The organism is Paraburkholderia sp. BR13439 (genome assembly GCF_040948805.1).
Taxonomy (GTDB): Bacteria; Pseudomonadota; Gammaproteobacteria; order Burkholderiales; family Burkholderiaceae; genus Paraburkholderia; species Paraburkholderia youngii.
The window spans coordinates 124,778-141,755 of sequence record NZ_JBFPKN010000001.1; the positions used below are offsets into that span (position 1 = coordinate 124,778).

General features: G+C 62.7%; 19 protein-coding genes. 9 read left to right on the plus strand and 10 right to left on the minus strand.

The genetic code is table 11. The features are described 5' to 3' along the window. Window positions 1-60: 60 nt before the first annotated feature. From AB3X96_RS00615 to flhD, 5 genes are all read right to left on the minus strand, one after another. Complete coding sequence (locus AB3X96_RS00615; protein WP_176109968.1) at window positions 61-438, minus strand: response regulator; 378 nt, start codon at window positions 436-438, stop codon at window positions 61-63. A gap of 83 nt (window positions 439-521) precedes the next feature. Then, entirely contained in the window at window positions 522-1,532 is a 1,011-nt protein-coding gene (gene motB / locus AB3X96_RS00620) for a flagellar motor protein MotB (protein WP_176109967.1), read from the minus strand. Between the two features lie 22 nt (window positions 1,533-1,554). Beyond that, entirely contained in the window at window positions 1,555-2,415 is an 861-nt protein-coding gene (gene motA / locus AB3X96_RS00625; RefSeq protein ID WP_176109966.1) for a flagellar motor stator protein MotA, read from the minus strand. Between the two features lie 136 nt (window positions 2,416-2,551). After that, complete coding sequence (flhC, locus tag AB3X96_RS00630; protein ID WP_368588222.1) at window positions 2,552-3,202, minus strand: flagellar transcriptional regulator FlhC; 651 nt, start codon at window positions 3,200-3,202, stop codon at window positions 2,552-2,554. Next, window positions 3,202-3,522, minus strand: a complete 321-nt coding sequence (gene flhD, locus AB3X96_RS00635; RefSeq protein ID WP_176109964.1) for a flagellar transcriptional regulator FlhD — start codon at window positions 3,520-3,522, stop codon at window positions 3,202-3,204. The genes flhC and flhD overlap by 1 nt, the downstream gene beginning before the upstream one ends. A gap of 803 nt (window positions 3,523-4,325) precedes the next feature. Here flhD and AB3X96_RS00640 point away from each other — a divergent pair. After that, a complete protein-coding gene (locus AB3X96_RS00640) occupies window positions 4,326-5,390 on the plus strand; it encodes a glycosyltransferase family 4 protein (RefSeq protein ID WP_368588223.1) in 1,065 nt (354 codons plus the stop codon). A 294-nt stretch (window positions 5,391-5,684) separates the two neighbouring features. Here the strand turns inward: AB3X96_RS00640 and AB3X96_RS00645 are convergent, their stop codons facing one another. Beyond that, window positions 5,685-5,987 carry an H-NS family nucleoid-associated regulatory protein gene (locus AB3X96_RS00645; protein ID WP_013090908.1) on the minus strand — a complete coding sequence of 101 codons (303 nt, stop codon included), beginning with the start codon at window positions 5,985-5,987 and terminating at the stop codon, window positions 5,685-5,687. Between the two features lie 285 nt (window positions 5,988-6,272). Here AB3X96_RS00645 and aqpZ point away from each other — a divergent pair, with 285 nt between their 5' ends. The 3 genes from aqpZ to AB3X96_RS00660 all read left to right on the plus strand — a co-directional run bounded on the left by aqpZ (window position 6,273) and on the right by AB3X96_RS00660 (window position 8,536). Next, window positions 6,273-7,013, plus strand: coding sequence for an aquaporin Z (gene aqpZ, locus AB3X96_RS00650; RefSeq protein WP_368588224.1), 741 nt, complete (start codon window positions 6,273-6,275; stop codon window positions 7,011-7,013). A 173-nt stretch (window positions 7,014-7,186) separates the two neighbouring features. Then, complete coding sequence (locus tag AB3X96_RS00655; RefSeq protein WP_368588225.1) at window positions 7,187-7,954, plus strand: histidine phosphatase family protein; 768 nt, start codon at window positions 7,187-7,189, stop codon at window positions 7,952-7,954. A gap of 288 nt (window positions 7,955-8,242) precedes the next feature. After that, on the plus strand, window positions 8,243-8,536 hold the full coding sequence (locus AB3X96_RS00660; RefSeq protein WP_176109961.1) for a PXPV repeat protein: 294 nt from the start codon (window positions 8,243-8,245) through the stop codon (window positions 8,534-8,536). A gap of 113 nt (window positions 8,537-8,649) precedes the next feature. On the opposite strand, the gene AB3X96_RS00665 is transcribed toward AB3X96_RS00660, so the two are convergent. Both AB3X96_RS00665 and AB3X96_RS00670 read right to left on the minus strand, forming a co-directional pair. Beyond that, window positions 8,650-9,471 carry a Cof-type HAD-IIB family hydrolase gene (locus tag AB3X96_RS00665; RefSeq protein WP_176380044.1) on the minus strand — a complete coding sequence of 274 codons (822 nt, stop codon included), beginning with the start codon at window positions 9,469-9,471 and terminating at the stop codon, window positions 8,650-8,652. A gap of 47 nt (window positions 9,472-9,518) precedes the next feature. Then, the gene (locus AB3X96_RS00670) at window positions 9,519-10,409 is read right to left on the minus strand and encodes a BadF/BadG/BcrA/BcrD ATPase family protein (protein ID WP_368588226.1); all 891 of its coding nucleotides are present in this window, start codon (window positions 10,407-10,409) and stop codon (window positions 9,519-9,521) included. A 140-nt stretch (window positions 10,410-10,549) separates the two neighbouring features. On the opposite strand from AB3X96_RS00670, the gene AB3X96_RS00675 reads away from it, so the two are divergent. Both AB3X96_RS00675 and AB3X96_RS00680 read left to right on the plus strand, forming a co-directional pair. Continuing rightward, window positions 10,550-11,146 (plus strand): DNA-3-methyladenine glycosylase I, encoded by a 597-nt coding sequence (locus AB3X96_RS00675; RefSeq protein WP_368588227.1) that lies wholly within the window; start codon window positions 10,550-10,552, stop codon window positions 11,144-11,146. 161 nt (window positions 11,147-11,307) lie between these two features. Then, window positions 11,308-11,733 (plus strand): hypothetical protein, encoded by a 426-nt coding sequence (locus tag AB3X96_RS00680; protein WP_368588228.1) that lies wholly within the window; start codon window positions 11,308-11,310, stop codon window positions 11,731-11,733. 101 nt (window positions 11,734-11,834) lie between these two features. On the opposite strand, the gene rpsU is transcribed toward AB3X96_RS00680, so the two are convergent. Then, complete coding sequence (rpsU, locus tag AB3X96_RS00685) at window positions 11,835-12,047, minus strand: 30S ribosomal protein S21 (protein WP_006050883.1); 213 nt, start codon at window positions 12,045-12,047, stop codon at window positions 11,835-11,837. A gap of 418 nt (window positions 12,048-12,465) precedes the next feature. Beyond that, window positions 12,466-13,407, minus strand: a complete 942-nt coding sequence (locus AB3X96_RS00690; protein ID WP_368588229.1) for an aldo/keto reductase — start codon at window positions 13,405-13,407, stop codon at window positions 12,466-12,468. A 270-nt stretch (window positions 13,408-13,677) separates the two neighbouring features. Here AB3X96_RS00690 and AB3X96_RS00695 point away from each other — a divergent pair, with 270 nt between their 5' ends. The 3 genes from AB3X96_RS00695 to fliT all read left to right on the plus strand — a co-directional run bounded on the left by AB3X96_RS00695 (window position 13,678) and on the right by fliT (window position 16,811). After that, on the plus strand, window positions 13,678-14,826 hold the full coding sequence (locus AB3X96_RS00695) for a flagellin (protein WP_368588230.1): 1,149 nt from the start codon (window positions 13,678-13,680) through the stop codon (window positions 14,824-14,826). 161 nt (window positions 14,827-14,987) lie between these two features. Continuing rightward, complete coding sequence (gene fliD, locus AB3X96_RS00700) at window positions 14,988-16,493, plus strand: flagellar filament capping protein FliD (RefSeq protein WP_368588231.1); 1,506 nt, start codon at window positions 14,988-14,990, stop codon at window positions 16,491-16,493. A gap of 27 nt (window positions 16,494-16,520) precedes the next feature. Then, a complete protein-coding gene (gene fliT / locus AB3X96_RS00705) occupies window positions 16,521-16,811 on the plus strand; it encodes a flagellar protein FliT (RefSeq protein WP_368588232.1) in 291 nt (96 codons plus the stop codon). Window positions 16,812-16,978 lie beyond the last annotated feature (167 nt).

Here is a 16,978-nt window from a genome sequence, read left to right on the forward strand (position 1 = left end):
TTGCCGGAGAGGCGCGTCGAGAGCTATCTGTACTGTGTCTAAAGGTATTGATTGCGCGGATCAATCCGGGTCCGGTTCGGCCAACGCCGCCACCAGCTCGGTCAGCATGTCCGGGTCGAGCGGCTTTTCGATCCAGCCGGTCGCGCCCGCTGCGCGCGCCGCCTCTTTGAAGGGTTCGCCCGATTCCGTCGTGAGGACGAGGATGGGCGTCGCCTGATAGGCCGGATTTCCGCGCAGCGCGGTGATCAGATCGAGACCGGTCTTGCCGGGCATGTGCTGGTCGGTCAACACGAGATCGAACGCCATCGCGAGCGCGTTTTCGAGCCCTTCGTTGCCGTCCGCCGCGAGCGTGACCTCATAGCCGGCGCCCGTCAGCGTCGCGGCGAGGATCTGCCGCATCGATGCCGAATCGTCGACTGCCAGGATGTGCCTGATCATGAAAACCTCGCTGCGCTAAACACTGTGCCGCCTGCCGGGGTTCGCCGCTCGGGCGCGGGCCCCGGCCCGGCGGCCGCGGTCTGTTACTTTGCCGGCGGCGCCGCCGCCGGCAACTTCGGTGCAACCGTCACCGGCTGCGCAAGTTTTTGCAGCAGCGGCTTCGAGCCGGCTGCGTCGTCCGACAGCGTGGTCGTCGTCGAATCGTCGTGATCGAGCGCCGCCTCGGACTTCTTGTTCAACACGATGATGCTGATGCGACGGTTCTCCGGATCGAGCGGGTCCGCCTTGTTCAGGTTCTGCGTCGACGCGAGACCGAGCACGCGCATCACCTTCGCTTCGTCCATGCCACCGGCGACCAGCTCGCGCCGCGACGCGTTCGCGCGGTCGGCCGACAGCTCCCAGTTGCTATAGCCCTTCTCGCCGCCCGCGTACGGCACGGCGTCGGTGTGGCCCTGGACGATGATGCGGTTCGGCACGTCGTTCAGCGTGTGGCCGATCTCGCGCAGGATGTCGCGCATGTACGGTTCGACGACATCGCGCGCGGTCGCGAACATCGGCCGCTTCTGCGAGTCGACGATCTCGATGCGCAGGCCGGTCAGGGTCGAGTCGATACGGATCTGCTGCTTGAACTGGCGCAGCACCGGGTTCGCCTCGATCGCGGCCATCAGCTTGACCTGCAGATCGTGCAGGCGCACCTGCTCGCGGCGTTCGAGCTCGCCCTGCAACTGCTTCACCGCTTCCTCGTTGTTGCGCGACGCGGTGCGCTCGGCGCGGTTGCTGCTGCCGTCGGTCGAGCGGGTCACGCCCTGCGCGTCGGTCGAGATGTCGCGCCCGCCGCCCTTCAGGATGCTCGAGTCTTCGGCGCTGCGGTCGCCGCCCCACAGCGTGATCTTCAGCGGCTGGTTGAAGTACTCGGCGATGCCCTTCAGCTGCACGGTGGAGGCCGAGCTCAGCAGCCACATCAGCAGGAAGAACGCCATCATGGCGGTCATGAAGTCCGCGTAGGCGAGCTTCCATGCGCCACCGTGATGACCATGCTTCTTCGGCGCCGAGCGTTTGACAACGATTGCGCGGTCTTTGTCCTTGCTGCTCATCGATTCGGTTCCCGTCGCCGCCTTATTTCGCCTTGACGCGGCGCACGTGCTCTTCGAGCTCGGCGAACGACGGGCGCTCGGTCGAGAACAGCACCTTGCGGCCGAACTCGACCGCGATCGCCGGCGCATAGCCGTTCAGGCTCGCGAGGATCGTCACCTTGATGCACTGGAACATCTTGGTGGACTCGGTCACGCGCTGTTCGGCGACGCTCGCGAGCGGTCCGATCAGCCCGTACGAAAGCAGAATGCCGAGGAAGGTGCCGACCAGCGCCTGCGCGATCATCTCGCCGAGCACCGCGGGCGGCCTGTCGGCCGAGGCCATCGTGTGCACGACGCCCATCACCGCGGCGACGATACCGAACGCCGGCATCGCGTCGCCCACCTTGCTCAGCGCCTGGGCGGGCGCCTCGCCTTCCTGGTGGTGCGTCTCGATCTCCTCGTCCATCAGGCTTTCGATCTCGAACGCATTCATGTTGCCGCCGACCATCAGCCGCAGGTAGTCGGTCAGGAACTCGATGATGTGCTTGTCGGCGAGGATCTTCGGGTACTGCGTGAAGATCGGGCTCTTCGACGGATCGTCGATGTCGGCCTCGAGCGTCAGCGTGCCTTCCTTGCGCGCTTTCGCGAGCAGCACGTACAGGAGCCCCATCAGCTCCATGTAGACGTCCTTGTTGTACTTCGCGCCCTTGAACAGGGTCGGAATGACGCGCAGTGTCGCCCGGATCGTCTTCATCCCGTTACCGAGAATGAACGCGCCAAGTCCGGCGCCGGCGATCATCAGCACCTCAACGGGTTGCAGCAGCGCGCCGAGATGGCCCCCTTCCAGCGCGTAACCGCCGAAGACGGACAACAGCGTCACGAGTGTTCCCACGAATATCAGCACTGCCGAGCCCTCACAAAAATGCGACGGTCACCGTCGTTAGTCAGGTTTACGGCACCGAGGCGGAAAACTTTGGGGAAAAAGACGGCGCTCGCGTCCGGTGTAAACCAGAGGCTTGCGCTGCCTCAACGTGTGCCGCTCAAACTTCGGCGGTGACGAGGATGTCGAGCGTGGGAGCGGTGCAGCGGACCTCGTGAGCCCGCGTGTCGGCCACTTGCGGCACCTCGGCCGGGATTCCGGCGACAGCGGTTTGCCGCTCGGCCCGCGATTGTGCTGCCTTTTTCGTCTTGCCCGCGCGCGACGGCGGCTGGCACAGCCCGCAAACGAACGCGTGCTGCGGATCGTGCGCGTGCGCGACGAAATGGCCGCCGCAGCGGCGACAGGCGCTCAGCTGCAGCATGCCCGAGTCGAAGAAGCGCACCAGCGTCCACGCGCGCGTGAGACTGAGCACCGGCTCGTCGTCGTGCAACTGCACGTGTTCCAGATATAGCCGGTAGCTCTTCACGATCGATTCGATCGCGCGGCAGCCGCCGTAGCCGGCCATGAAACGGTAGATGTTGTAGAACAGCGATGAATGAAAGTTCGGCTGCCAGGTCATGAACCAGTCGGTCGAAAACGGCAGCATGCCCTTGGGCGGCGACACCCCTTTCAGTTCCTTGTACAGCTTGATGAGCCGGTCGCGCGACAGGCTGGTTTCCGCCTCCAGCAATTGCAGACGCGCGCCCAGGTCGATCAGCTCGATCGCGAGGGTGATTTCCCGGGCTTCGAGTACGACGCTCTTGCTGGCCATCAGCCGAGCTGCTCGACCGGCTGGCTCGCCATCAGGATCGCCGAATGAGCCTGCGCGATCGCACTCGACTTGTCCTTGTCCGCGAGGGCGGACAGCACCGCGTGATCGTCGAAGCGGAAGCGGCATAGCATCTGGTTGGACGCCGCGAGCTTGACGGTCTGCGCCAACGACAGATTGGCGAGCACGTCGGCCAGCTGGTCCGAAATACCCATGCGGAACATGCCCATCGGCTTGTCTTCGCGCAGCAGACGCTGGGCGAGCAGCAGATAGGACAGGTTGACTTCCCTGATCTCACTGAGCATGTGGCTAGTCGTGCTCATGATTCCCCCGTTCGTATGTCCGGCTGGTCAGGCCGATTTTTTTTGCGGAAACGTTTGCTCGAACGCGCGCGCTGAACCCGCGCGATTCGTCTCGTCTCTGGTCTTGCAAGCATTGTCTCGAAAGGGGGCACACCCGAAAATCGGAGAGACACCCCACCTGGATGACGGATTAATCCGTCATTTGTGTAGGAATTATTCCTACAACGCAGGGTCCGTCGAAGCCCAGATTGGGACGAATTGAGGCGCTGGGCGGGGCTGATGATGCGCGCTGGGAATTTTTACGGTTGCGGCGCGTACCGGTTGGTGAGTTTTCAGAGCTTCACCGCCGCACCGTAAAACGGTGGGAAGGAATTATAAGACGTTTTCACCCGCCTGCCACCAGGCTCGGGCTAGCGGCTTTTCCCCTTCATCCGACCCTCGGGTCCGCCGCTTGCTACCGTTCATTTCGCCTGTTGCCCGTTCGATTGAGCCGGCGCAATTGCGTTTGCCGATTATGGGGAGCGGTTGGGATTAGACCGCGCGCCTAAGCTGTAACGGTCCATGTTTCGCGCTGTAACAACATTAAGCGTTTGAAAAATAACTCGAATTACGGCGGTCGATCTCGATAATGGAGGCTAAGGGATTACCCGATACCGATTTCGGACCACCCTTCGGGCGGCGACCAACCGCGCCCAACCGCCCGTTAGGCCTACGTACCTCGAGCGATCCCGCCGTCGTGCGAAGCCCCGGTGAGTGTCAAAAATCTGCATGGGATTCGGGTCAGCGCCCCTCGCGCTAACTCCGATCGATACAGGAGAAAACGCATGCGAATCGCACAAATCGCGCCGCTCTACGAAGCTGTCCCACCGAAACTCTATGGCGGCACCGAACGTGTCGTGTCGTATCTGACCGAGGCGCTCGTCGACCTCGGCCATGACGTCACGCTGTTCGCGAGCGGCGACTCGGTCACGTCCGCCAATCTCGAGGCGTGCTGGCCGCGCGCGCTGCGCCTCGATCCGACGATTCGCGATGCATTGGCGCCGCACGTGCTGATGATGGAAAAGGTCCGCAAGGTCGCGCACGAGTTCGACGTGCTGCACTTCCATCTCGACTACATGCCGTTCCCGCTCTTCACGACGATGGACACGCCGTTCGTGAGCACGCTGCACGGGCGCCTGGACCTGCCGGAATTGCAGCCGGTGTTCGACGCGTTCTCGCATGTGCCGGTCGTGTCGATTTCGGATTCGCAGCGTCTGCCGCTGCAGCAGGCCAACTGGCTCAGCACGATCTATCACGGTCTGCCGGACCAGCTGCTGACGCCGCAGCCGCACAAGAAGCCCGAATACCTCGCGTTTCTCGGCCGCATCTGCCCGGAAAAACGCGTCGATACAGCCATCAAGATCGCCGCGCAAAGCGGTCTGCCGCTGAAGATCGCCGCCAAGGTGGACAAGGTCGACATGGAGTACTTCAAGCGCGAGATCGAGCCGCTGTTGTCGATGGCGCATGTCGAGTTCGTCGGCGAAATCAACGAGGCGCAGAAACCCGAGTTTCTGTCGGGCGCGAAGGCGCTTCTGTTCCCGATCGACTGGTCCGAGCCGTTCGGCCTGGTGATGATCGAGTCGATGGCCTGCGGCACGCCGGTTATCGCATTCAACCGCGGCTCGGTGCCCGAAGTGATCGACCACGGCGTGACCGGCTATATCGTCGAGGACGTGCAAGGCGCGGTAGCGGCTCTGCAGCGTCTGGACGAGCTGTCGCGCACCGAAATCCGCGCCCAGTTCGAACGCCGCTTCAGTTCGAAAACGATGGCGCAGAACTATGTCGACGGCTATTCGGCCTTGATTGAAACGTCGCGGCGCCCGGTATTGCGCCAGGTCGCGGTCGGCTAAGCGCGCTTGAAAACGGCCGGCGCTTTTACGGCCGGCCGTTTTCGGTCCGCTTTGAAGCGGCGCTGTGAACCTTTGCTTGTAACGCCCAATAGCGGACGAATCCGGCACCGGTATCGTTTGCGGGACCGGAAAACGAAGTCATTCTCGCCGCCGGACGCGAAAAATGCCGCCCTGTATGGGCGGCTTTTTTAATACTGCGATGGTGGCGCTTCCACCGCGGATTAGCGCGCAGCGATTAAGCCGAAACGGCAAAAACCCTTCAGACCGCTTGCACCGCGTCACCTCGGGCGGACATCAGGCCGAGCCAATCAGAAAGCGCTCGCGATTCTTGCCGACGATCCATTTGGGCGGCTTGCCGCGCCCGCTCCACGTATTGCCCGACTTCGGGTCCTGATATTTTGCCGGCAGCGGCGTCTTCTTGGGCGGGCGGCCGCGCTTGGCGGCGACCGCGAAACCGAGATCCTGCGCGGTCAGACCGTATTCGGCGATCTTTTGGCGGATGTCGGCAACGACATTGTCGATTTCCGTGCGTCGCGCTTCTTCTGCCTGTGCCTGCAATTTGGCTATCTGCGCCTTGAGGTCTGCGTATTGAGACATTCGGTTCTCCCTTTCTAGAACTCATTCGACCGCAGACTAGCTGCAATTATAGAAATTCGCAATGGCCACTAATACCGGTTTAGCGAATTTTCCTCTGATAATTATTAAAGCGTGTGAATTGTAAAACACGCGCTTTATCTCGTAATAGTTTATAAATTCTGTCCAGATTGACAATCCTTGACACCTGATTTGGCGCTGCCTACCTAGAATTGCGCGCTCAACGTACGTACTCGCCCTTTTCGATGCGTGCTTCTGAAGTGCCAATTCTTTTTAGGATCACCAAACATGCAGTTGTCAAAGCGCCTCGTAGCCGAACTGTTCGGCACCTTCTGGCTCGTGCTCGGAGGCTGCGGCAGCGCGGTCCTCGCCGCTAACTTCGCCGGGCCGGTTCATGGTCTGGGCATCGGCTTCGTCGGCGTGTCGCTGGCCTTCGGCCTGACCGTGCTGACGATGGCTTTTGCGATCGGCCACATTTCGGGCTGTCACTTGAATCCGGCGGTGAGCGTCGGCCTGACCGTCGCCGGCCGGTTTTCGGTGCGCGATCTGCTGCCCTATGTCGCCGCGCAGGTAGTCGGCGCGGTGTTGGGTGCATTCGTGCTGTCGCTGATCGCGTCGGGCAAGCCGGGCTTCGACCCGGTCGCGAGCGGCTTCGCGACGAACGGTTACGGCGAGCAATCGCCGGGGCACTACGCGCTCGCCGCCGCCTTCGTTTGCGAAGTGGTGATGACGGGCTTCTTCCTGTTCGTGATCCTCGGCGCGACCGATCGCCGCGCGCCGGCGGGCTTGGCGCCCATCGCGATCGGCCTGTGCCTGACGCTGATCCACCTGATCTCGATTCCGGTCACCAACACGTCGGTCAATCCGGCGCGTTCGACGGGCCCGGCGCTATTCGTCGGCGGCGCGGCGATCGATCAGCTGTGGCTGTTCTGGGCTGCGCCTATCATCGGTGCGGTGATCGCGGGAGTCGTCTATCCGCTGATCGCCGAGGATCGCTGCAACGATGCGAGCAAGCTGGCGTTCGACTGACGGCCGGTTCGACGTGTCGGTCGCGTGATCGTCGCGTAGTCCGCATGAATGGGCGCCCCGGCGCCCGTTATTCCTTGCGAGCGCCAATGCGATATGAATTCCGCGACGGCCGCGTGCCGGAGAGCACCGCTGCTAGAATCGGGCGACTTCCCAGCCTCGCACAGGTGCTTTCGATGAACCGTTTCCGCGGATTCCTGCAAGGGGTCGCCCTGTCGCTCGGCGGCTTGTGCGCGAGCACGTTGACGTCGCCGGCCGCGTACGCGGCGACGAGCACGGCGACTGTCGTCGCAGCGGCCGCTCCCGCCACGGCTGCGGCGGGCGGCAATATCGAAACCCTCGTATTCGTTCGCCATGGCGAGAAACCCGCGCAAGGCTACGGCCAGCTAGACTGCCAGGGGCTCAACCGTGCGCTCGCGTTGCCGGCCGTCATCGCCGCCAAATTCGGCAAACCCGATGCGATCTACGCGCCCGACCCCGGCCAGCAAAAAGACGACGGCGGTCATCCGTACTATTACGTGCGCCCGCTCGCGACGATCGAGCCGACCGCGATTCAATTCCAGGTGCCAGTGCAAACGCCGTACGGCTTTGCGCAGATCGACCAGCTCGGCAACGCGCTCGTCGACCCGGCCAATCGCGGCAAGCTGATCGTGATTGCGTGGGAGCACAAGCTGATCGAGAAGCTGTTACGGCAGATGTTGAACGCGCATGGCGGTCGCGCGGCCGACGTGCCGAAATGGCAAAGCGACGACTTCGACAGCATTTACATCGTCCGACTCGACTGGCAGAACGGCACGCCGCGCGCGAGCTTCAAGCACGATCGCGAAGGGCTCGATGGGCGGGCGACCGATTGCCCTTGTGCGGCGTTGCCCGCAGAGCCGGCGTCTTCGGCAGGGACGACCTCTTCCGCCAGTTCGAACGCTTCGGCGCCTGCGGCGGATTAATAGGGTAATACAGATGTAAGCCGCGATTACGTGTGCTGGTGCATCAAGCGGCAAGCGTGGGCGACGAGCCGCCTGCCTGCTTGAATTGGCCGGCCGCAAAGCCCCGTGGGGCGCGGCTGCCAGCGAAGTGAGGTGTCTACGCGCAACCTCCGCGCGATCATTCCGCCTGCCTTCGCTGACTTCGACGATGCTTGCAGTCCGTAACATCTGGTCGCAGTCCGCCTCGGCTCGAGTGCGTACATTGGTCCTGTGCGACAAACCCTACGTCGCCTCACAGGAGAGACCAACATGAAACGCATCGTCACTCACTTGCTGGTTGCTGCCGGACTCGCGGCGGGCGCATGCGGTGTCGCGCAGGCGCATACGGATCTTAGCGTCGGCCTATCGCTCGGCGCTCCGGTTTATGCCGCGCCCGCGCGCGTCTACGCCGCGCCGGAGCCGGTGTATTACGGCGGCTGGGATCATCGCTATCCGCGCGGCGACTACTACCGCGACTATCACCGGGATGACCGCGGCTGGGGTCACGACGATCGTCGCTGGGGCCATGACTATCGCGGTGAGCACCGCGGCTGGCGGGATTGACGGGCGTAAGCGGAGTGCAGCACGCTCCGCGCTTCTCGCTTCGCGAGCAACGTCTGCGGCCCGCATCCACGCGAGTGTGGATGCGGGCCGCCTTCAGTTTGAGTAATTGCGGTTCAGGACGCCAGTTCGTCGTTGAGAGCAAACAGTTTGCGCAGATGATGCGCAACGCCCGCCTCGAAATTGTTGCCAATGCGCGGCACATGCGGCAGGCGCGTGATCAGATCGGGATTGGCATTGTTCATCATGAATGGATGGCCGGCCGTCTCGAGCAGATCGATATCGTTCATGTTGTCGCCGAACGCGACGCACTGCGACGCGTCGATAGCGAGTCGCTCGAGCACAATCTGCAGCGCGCGCCCCTTCGACACATTCGCGGTCATCACTTCGAGACAATCCGGCAACGAATACGTCACGTATAGCCGCTCGCCGAATTCGCGTTCCAGATTGGCGGCAACCTGCGCGAGATCGGCGGGATCGCCGATATACAGCGCCTTGGCAATGTCGACGCCATCGTGCTTCGGCAGGTCGGTCACTTCGTACGTGAAGCCAGAGTCCTGGTGAAATTCCAGCAGATGGGGCGCGTCGCGATCGATCAGCCACGCCTCGTCTGCAAACAGACTCACGATCACGCGACCATGCGCGCCGACAATTTCTGGCTGCACGAGACGCTGGACGATCGCGGGCTGCAGATCGTCGGCGTGGATCACCGTGTTGTCAGGCGCGTGAACTCGAGCGCCGTTCGACGTGATCAGGTATGGATTGATGCCGAGCAGATCGCGGATGCCCGCGACGTCGCAGTAATGCCGCCCCGTGGCGATCACGAACTGCAGCCCGTCGCTTTCGAGCTTGCGCACCGTGGCGACCGTGAACGGGTCTACCTGGTGATCGGCGTTGAGCAGTGTGCCGTCGAGATCCGTGGCGATGACTTTATACATGGTGAGTCCGGCGGCTGAGCCGTCGAGGCAGCGTCAAAGCGGATATTTTACAGGTGTCGTCCTGCCAGCCGCTGCGCCTCGCGCCGCGCCAGCTGCAAGCCGCCATGCGCCGAATCCGCCCGCGGCTCGCGCAGGCGCGCCTGATACGCCTGGGGCACGTACTCGCGCAGCGGCGCGCCGAGGCCTCCGCATAGTGCGACCGGCAGCACGCCCGTCGCGTCCAGCGCGGCGATCATCTTGCCGACTTCGACGCCGGCCTCGCCGAGCAGGCGTGCCGCGAACGGATGTGCGCGGTGCTCGATCGCGATCGGTGCGAGCCGCGCGTAGGCAGTCTGATTCGCCGCGCACAGCCATACGACCAGGCTGTCGCGATCCTGAGTGCCGGTATGCGCGAGCAACGCATGCGCGAGATCGTCGACGGGCGCACGGCCGTCTAGCGCCTGTTGCGCGTGCACGATCAGCCGGAGGCCGAGCCACGCGCCGCTCGCCTCGTCGCCTGACGGAAAGCCGTAGCCGCTGGCCATGCGGAATTCGCCGTCGCTCGCAAGCGAGGCCGCGACGCTGCCGGTGCCGAGTGCGACGATCACGCCGGGCGCGCCTTCGTGCGCGCCGAGCAAGGTCGTGTAGGCGTCGGATTCGGCGGCCAGTCCGGCCAGTCGCGGCGCCTGGTCGTGAAACTCGGCGAGCCAGTCGCGATTGTTGACGCCCGCAAGTCCGCAACCGAGCACGCAGCGCGACCAGTCCAGCGCGATGGCAGCTCGCTCGAACGCCTCGCCGCAGGCGGCCTGAATGGACTGCCATGCGCGCGGGATGCCGAGCCCGAGGCCCGATGGGCCGCTTGCCGCCTGCGCCAGTTCGCGGCCCTGCGCGTCGCTGAGCACGACACGCGTGCCGGTGCCGCCGCCGTCGACGCCGATCAAAAAGAGGTCGTGGTTCATCGAATCGAATCAGTTCCGTGGGTGAATAACGCTTAGGGTGGCAGGTCAGTTTGAATCGCGCAATTAGCCGATTGGCCAGCTTGCGGCGTACACCGCTTCCGCTATGCTGGCGATCGATACGACCACGCGGGAGCGCGACAGTGACACAACGATGCAACTGGGTATCGAGCGAAGCGCTCGCACAGTACCACGACACGGAGTGGGGTGTACCCTCGCGCGACGACCGGCACCTGTTCGAGATGCTAGTGCTCGAAGGCGCGCAGGCCGGTTTGTCATGGTCGACGATACTCAACAAGCGCGCCGGCTACCGCCGTGCTTTCACCGACTTCGACATCGACAAGGTCGCGGCCTTTACGCCGAAGCAGGTGGATGCGCTCGTCGCCGATGAGAGCATCGTGCGGCATCGCGGCAAAATCGAGGCGGCGATCCAGAACGCGCGCGCAGTGCAGCAGATTCAGGCCGAACATGGCTCGCTCGCGAACTTCGTGTGGTCATTCGTCGACGACACGCCGATTCAGAACGAATGGGCTTCGTATAAGCATGCGCCCGCGTCGACAGAAGTTTCGGACGCGCTAAGCAAGGCGCTCAAGCGCTACGGCTGCAAGTTTGTCGGGTCGACGATCTGCTATGCATTCATGCAGGCGGTTGGCATGGTCAACGATCATGAGACGACCTGCATGTGCCGAGAGCGATGCGCGTCGCTGGGCAATAAGGGGCGTCGTCGTAAGGCGGGGTGAGGGCGGGGCGTCCGTCTGACGCGCAAACTCGCGAATTGGCGCCCTTTCATGCTCGTAGTCGGTCCTTCGCCGAACGGCGAACGGTGGATACTCGTCGCCATGCGCTCACCGATGCGCGTTCAACAACAAATAACTACCGCCTCGGACGCGGGAGACCAACCATGAAAACTCTTCGCTTCCTGACCCATCAGGACATTTACGATCAGTCCGTCACGCATCTGTTCGAACAGAAACGCGCTGCATTGCTGCCGAGGGGCGGCGGCGCCTACCGCGGCTATTGTGGCGGCTGCCCGGTCGGCAACCTGATCAACCCACGCGACTATGTGACCGCGATGGAAGGCGTGCCCGTGCGCTTCATCGGCAAACCACCGACGGAAGTGCCCGCTTACATGGACGTCGGCGTGGCCGCGCTGAAAAAAGCGCTGCTGCGCGCCCGCATCAACGTGTATGACCCGGTGACCATCGCTCTGCTCAGTTGCCTGCAGAACGTGCACGACGTGTTCGGCACATGGGAGTGGCACGACCGACTGGGCTCGATCGCGCGCGAATTCGGACTATCGGCCGAGCGGCTGAGGAACGCGGCGTAACGGCCGCACGGCGGCGCGCAAATCCGGCGCCGCAAAAGCAAAACGGCGGTGTGGCTCCTTTCGAAGCTCACACCGCCGTTCGGCGTACGTAAAAAGCGTGCTTAGTGCAGCTTTTTCGGCAGCATCTGGCTGCGCAGACGCTTGTGCAGACGCTTAACAGCTGCTGCCTTCTTGCGCTTGCGAGCCGTGGTCGGCTTTTCGTACGACTGGCGCTCACGCAGTTCAGCGATCAGGCCGTTCTTTTCGATTGCGCGACGAAAGCGGCGAATTGCCACTTCGAACGGCTCGTTTTCCTTCAGAAGAATCGTCGTCATGTAATTCCTAACTCAATCACTAGATACGGGTTTAATTGCTTGGCAGTAACCGCTCAGGTCACCACTTACGCACCGGCACTCCGGTCGCTTCGATTCATGGCCAGTAACAGGCAAACGCGAGGCTCATAAACAACCCCGGCCAAACCACGAATGAAGCGAGAGGCAAAGCGGCCACGGAGGCCGGAAAAGAGAGGTGGGGAGTTCACCGCGGAACGCGGACAGACGTAATGCAAAAGCCGCGTCTGTTGCCGTTTCGCCAACCTTTCATCAATGAAGAACACTGACGAAACAGGCAAAGATCTCAATTCACTCTCGATGATATCAGGAAACTTTCCATCCTACCAGGGGTTAACCGATTGCGCCAGGCTTTTCCCTGGCGCGGATGGCGGCTGGATCGGCCATCGAAGCGGTCGCCCTATCAGGCGCTTGCTTCGTCCAGTTCACGGATATCGCCGGCGGTGAGGGACAGGTGGACGGCTGCGACCAGACTATTCAACTGCTCGACCGAGGTCGCGCTCGCAATGGGGGCCGTAACGCTTGGCCGCGCGATCAGCCATGCTAGCGCGATCGCGGCCGGCGTGCCGCCGTGCCGTTGCGCGACCCGGTCGAGCGCGCCGAGAATCCGAAAGCCGCGTTCGTTCAGGTATTTTTCGACCCGGCTTCCACGCACCTTGCCGGCCAGATCGGCCTCGCTGCGGTATTTGCCCGACAGGAACCCGCTCGCGAGGCTGTAGTAAACCACCACGCCGAGATGATTCGCCAGCGCCACCGGTTCGTTGTCGCTCTCGTATTGCTCGCGGTCGTACAAGTTGTACTCGGGTTGCAGCAACTGATACTCGGGCAGCCCGTTCTCGCGCGACACCGCAAGCGCTTCCTCGACGCGCGCGCCACTATAGTTAGACGCACCGATCACGCGCACCTTGCCCGCCTCGATCAACTTCTGATACGCACCGAGGGTTTCAGCGAGGGGCGTCGCGAAGTCGTCGTCGTGGGAGAAATAGACGTCGATGTAATCGGTTTGCAGGCGGCGGAGCGATTCTTCGACCGCCGCCTGGATATTTGCCGCCGACAGCCCCTTGCGCTGCGGATGCTTCGACACCTTGGTCGCGAGCACGATCCGCTCGCGTTTGCCGCTCAGCCGGAACCACTTGCCGAGGATCGTCTCCGACTCGCCGCCCTGGTTGCCGGGCACCCAGGCCGAGTAGACATCGGCGGTGTCGATGAAATTGAGACCCGCATCAACAAATGCATCGAGAATAGAAAACGATGTGGCTTCGTCGGCGGTCCAGCCGAACACATTGCCGCCGAACATAAGCGGCGCGACCTCCAATTCAGAACATCCAATCCGGCGTTTTTGCATGATTACTCCGGCGATTGTGACAACAAGAAAACAGAATACGCCGCCTTTTCATTAACTGGGAGCGCATCCGCCGAGCGAGGCTGCGGGCGGCTCCCGGCACGCCGCTGCACCGCCCGGCCTGCAAAAGAATTGGGTCCCCATTGCATAAAGTCCCTCAAGTTTTTTTTAGTGGGGCCGTCAACCTTCACTGAGGCGGCCAGCAATGAACGAGTGCTTTCCGCCGATGCCAACGTGGCGTAACGGGCTCAAGGCTTATTTAGGAGATTTTCCATGCTCGGAATCAATAGCAACATCAACTCGCTGGTTGCACAGCAAAACCTCAATGGCTCGCAAAGCGCCCTCTCGCAAGCCATCACGCGCCTGTCCTCGGGCAAGCGCATCAACAGCGCGGCTGACGATGCAGCAGGTCTGGCAATCTCGACCCGCATGCAAACGCAGATCAACGGCCTGAACCAGGGCGTGTCGAATGCGAACGACGGCGTGTCGATGATTCAAACGGCATCGAGCGCACTGTCTTCGCTGACGTCGAGCCTGCAACGTATCCGCCAGTTGGCCGTGCAAGCATCGACCGGTTCGCTGTCGTCGAGCGACCAGGCTGCTCTGCAGAAGGAAGTTTCGGCGCAGATCGCCGAAGTGAACCGTATCGCTTCGCAAACGACGTACAACGGCACGAACATTCTGGACGGCTCGGCTGGCAGCGTGACCTTCCAGGTCGGTGCAAACGTTGGCCAGACCATCAGCCTGAACCTGAGCCAGTCGATGTCGGCAGCGAAGATCGGCGGCGGCCTGGTGCAAACGGGTCAAACGGTCGGTACGGTCACGGTCTCCACGGACTCGACCGGCACCTACACCAGCACCGGCGCAGCGATCACGTCGGTCAACGTGTTGTCGGACGGCAAGGGCGGCTACACCTTCACCGACCAGAACAACCAGGCGATTTCGTCGGGCGCAGTTGCCAACATCTTCTCGGCTGGCACGGGTGCAGGTTCGGGCACGGCAGTCACCAACCTGACGCTGAACGGGACGTTGGCGACGGCGATGGGTGCGACGGCTTCGGGCGTTGCAGCCGCTTCGATCGCTCAGATCAACGCGATCAACAGCCCGCCGACGGTTTCGGGCCTCGACATCAGCACGGTCACTGGTGCAAACCAGGCTATGGTCTCGATCGACAACGCGCTGCAAACGGTCAACACGCTGCAAGCTGCACTCGGCGCGGCACAAAACCGTTTCACCGCGATCGCAACATCGCAGCAAGCTGAATCGACCGACCTGTCGTCGGCACAGTCGCAAATCACGGACGCTAACTTCGCACAAGAAACGGCGAACCTGAGCAAGGCGCAAGTGCTGCAACAAGCAGGTATCTCGGTGTTGGCTCAAGCAAACTCGAACCCGCAGCAAGTCCTGAAGCTCCTGCAGTAAGAGCTGACGCAGTAAGGTGATGCGCCGTGCAAAAAGCCCGGCGCATCACCGGGTCTCAAGCAACGGGAGGCATGCCTCCCGCTGTGCATTTCCATCACAAAGTGATGTAGCATCGCACACCACCCAATACAGAAAGATTCCCCGACGCCCGGAGCCTCCGCATGTCCTCGATCCCAACTACGTCTTCTACAGCAAGCGCCAATAGCGCGCTGCAGTCGGCTGCTCAATCGATCATCAGCGGCTCAACGGGCAATTCGTCGATGGACGTATCGACGCTCGTCACGGCACTCGTGAACGCGAAGACCGCGGGACAAACCGCGGCTCTGTCGGCGCAACAGACCAAAGACAACACCACGCTGTCCGCGTACGGCGCGCTCAGTTCGGCGCTGAGCGCGCTGCAGTCCGGCATTGCGAACCTGGCCAACGGCACGACGCTGTCGACTTTCGCGGCAACCGCGAGCGGCACCGGACTGACGGCAACGGCGGGTGCAGGTGCGGTGGCCGGCAGCTATTCGATCGCGGTCTCGCAGATCGCCAGTTCGCAGGCCTTGTCGTCGGCGGCATTCGGTGCCACGACGCAACTCGGCACGGGCACGCTGACGGTCTCCCTCGGCGGCAAGTCGATGAGCATCAACGTCGACAGCACCAATAACACGCTCTCCGGAATCGCAGCCGCGATCAATTCCGGCAGCGGCAACCCGGGTGTCACGGCCACCATCGTGACCGGCACGGACGGCGCTCACCTCGTGCTGCGCGCGGCCAACACGGGTGCGGCCAACGTCATCAACGTATCGACCAGCAACGTCACCAGCGACACCGGCCTGTCGAGCCTCGGCGTGACATCGACCGCGAGCACCACCGGCGGACAGTCGACCATCACTTCGGCAAATTCGAGCAGCGCCTGGACGCAAAGCGGCTACGCACAAGACGCAGAATTCTCGGTTGGCGGGATCGCGGCCAGCAGTTCGACCAATGCGGTAACGAGCGCGATTTCCGGCGTCACGATGAACCTCACGGCGGCCTCCGCGGGCACAACGCAGACGCTCACCATTGCGCAGGACACCAGCTCGCAGAACACCGCGATCAACAATTTCGTGAGCCTCTACAACACCGTTGTTACGACGATGTCTTCGCTCACGTCGTACAGCTCCGGCGCATCTTCCCAAGGTCCGTTGCTGGGCGACTCCACGTTGCAGACAATCAGGAACACGCTCGCCACGATAGTCGGCGGCTCGGTCGGCTCGGGGAGCACCGGCGCCACGCTGGCGGCAATCGGCATCACGCTCAAGGACGATCCGGCTGACGGCACGATGGTGGTCGACAACAGCAAGCTGAACACTGCGCTGACGAGCAGCCCGGCCACTGTTGCGTCGCTCTTCAATTCGACCAACGGGATTGCCGAGCAGCTGAACACCAGCATCACCACGTTCACGCAGACCGGCGGCATCATCGATACGCGCAACACCGCGCTGAATGCCGACCTGAAGAGCATCACCACGCAGCAAAGCGCGCTCGCCGACTACACGGCGCAATTGACGAGCCAGTACCAGGCTCAATTCACCGCGCTGAACACGCTGATGGCGACCATGAACAACAATTCGCAATACCTGACCCAGCTGTTCGGCGGCACCAACAGCGCAGGCGCGCTGGCTACGAACAAGGGCTAAGCCTTGGACGCGAACCGTAGGAACCAGATGGAATTGGTCGAACGCGTGCTGTCCATCACGCGCGACATCGAGCAGGCGGCCTCGCTCGCCGACTGGCCGGAAGCGGCTCGCCTGACCGAAGCGCGCTCGCCGCTCCTGATGTCGCTCAGCGCCGATCAGAAACCGGCCGCTCTGGACCTGATCCGCCAGATTCAGGCGATCGACGCCGCGCTGCTCGCCGACGCGGCCATCACCCAGGCAGAACTGCATAGCGAGTTCCAAGCCGCGATCGGGCGCGCCAAGGCCGCCAGCGAATACCAGCGGATGGCCCGCCTGTAAATCATCCGCAGCGCGGCGGCCCGGTGCGGCTTCCGTTCCGAAGCCAACCGGTCGCACCGGCCCACCAGATAATAAGAACCACGTGCCGAAGTCAGGCACGCTCGTTCCGTTGGCCCGCCTCGCGCGGGCTTTTTTCTTGCCCGCCGGTTAGCGGCAGCCCGCTCCAT

Coding starts and splice junctions, on each gene's coding strand:
- AB3X96_RS00615 (WP_176109968.1), bottom strand. CDS start 438: ATGATCAGGCACATCCTGGCAGTCGACGATTCGGCATCGATGCGGCAG.
- motB (WP_176109967.1), bottom strand. CDS start 1,532: ATGAGCAGCAAGGACAAAGACCGCGCAATCGTTGTCAAACGCTCGGCG.
- flhC (WP_368588222.1), bottom strand. CDS start 3,202: ATGGCCAGCAAGAGCGTCGTACTCGAAGCCCGGGAAATCACCCTCGCG.
- flhD (WP_176109964.1), bottom strand. CDS start 3,522: ATGAGCACGACTAGCCACATGCTCAGTGAGATCAGGGAAGTCAACCTG.
- AB3X96_RS00640 (WP_368588223.1), top strand. CDS start 4,326: ATGCGAATCGCACAAATCGCGCCGCTCTACGAAGCTGTCCCACCGAAA.
- AB3X96_RS00645 (WP_013090908.1), bottom strand. CDS start 5,987: ATGTCTCAATACGCAGACCTCAAGGCGCAGATAGCCAAATTGCAGGCA.
- aqpZ (WP_368588224.1), top strand. CDS start 6,273: ATGCAGTTGTCAAAGCGCCTCGTAGCCGAACTGTTCGGCACCTTCTGG.
- AB3X96_RS00655 (WP_368588225.1), top strand. CDS start 7,187: ATGAACCGTTTCCGCGGATTCCTGCAAGGGGTCGCCCTGTCGCTCGGC.
- AB3X96_RS00660 (WP_176109961.1), top strand. CDS start 8,243: ATGAAACGCATCGTCACTCACTTGCTGGTTGCTGCCGGACTCGCGGCG.
- AB3X96_RS00665 (WP_176380044.1), bottom strand. CDS start 9,471: ATGTATAAAGTCATCGCCACGGATCTCGACGGCACACTGCTCAACGCC.
- AB3X96_RS00670 (WP_368588226.1), bottom strand. CDS start 10,409: ATGAACCACGACCTCTTTTTGATCGGCGTCGACGGCGGCGGCACCGGC.
- AB3X96_RS00680 (WP_368588228.1), top strand. CDS start 11,308: ATGAAAACTCTTCGCTTCCTGACCCATCAGGACATTTACGATCAGTCC.
- rpsU (WP_006050883.1), bottom strand. CDS start 12,047: ATGACGACGATTCTTCTGAAGGAAAACGAGCCGTTCGAAGTGGCAATT.
- AB3X96_RS00690 (WP_368588229.1), bottom strand. CDS start 13,407: ATGCAAAAACGCCGGATTGGATGTTCTGAATTGGAGGTCGCGCCGCTT.
- AB3X96_RS00695 (WP_368588230.1), top strand. CDS start 13,678: ATGCTCGGAATCAATAGCAACATCAACTCGCTGGTTGCACAGCAAAAC.
- fliD (WP_368588231.1), top strand. CDS start 14,988: ATGTCCTCGATCCCAACTACGTCTTCTACAGCAAGCGCCAATAGCGCG.
- fliT (WP_368588232.1), top strand. CDS start 16,521: ATGGAATTGGTCGAACGCGTGCTGTCCATCACGCGCGACATCGAGCAG.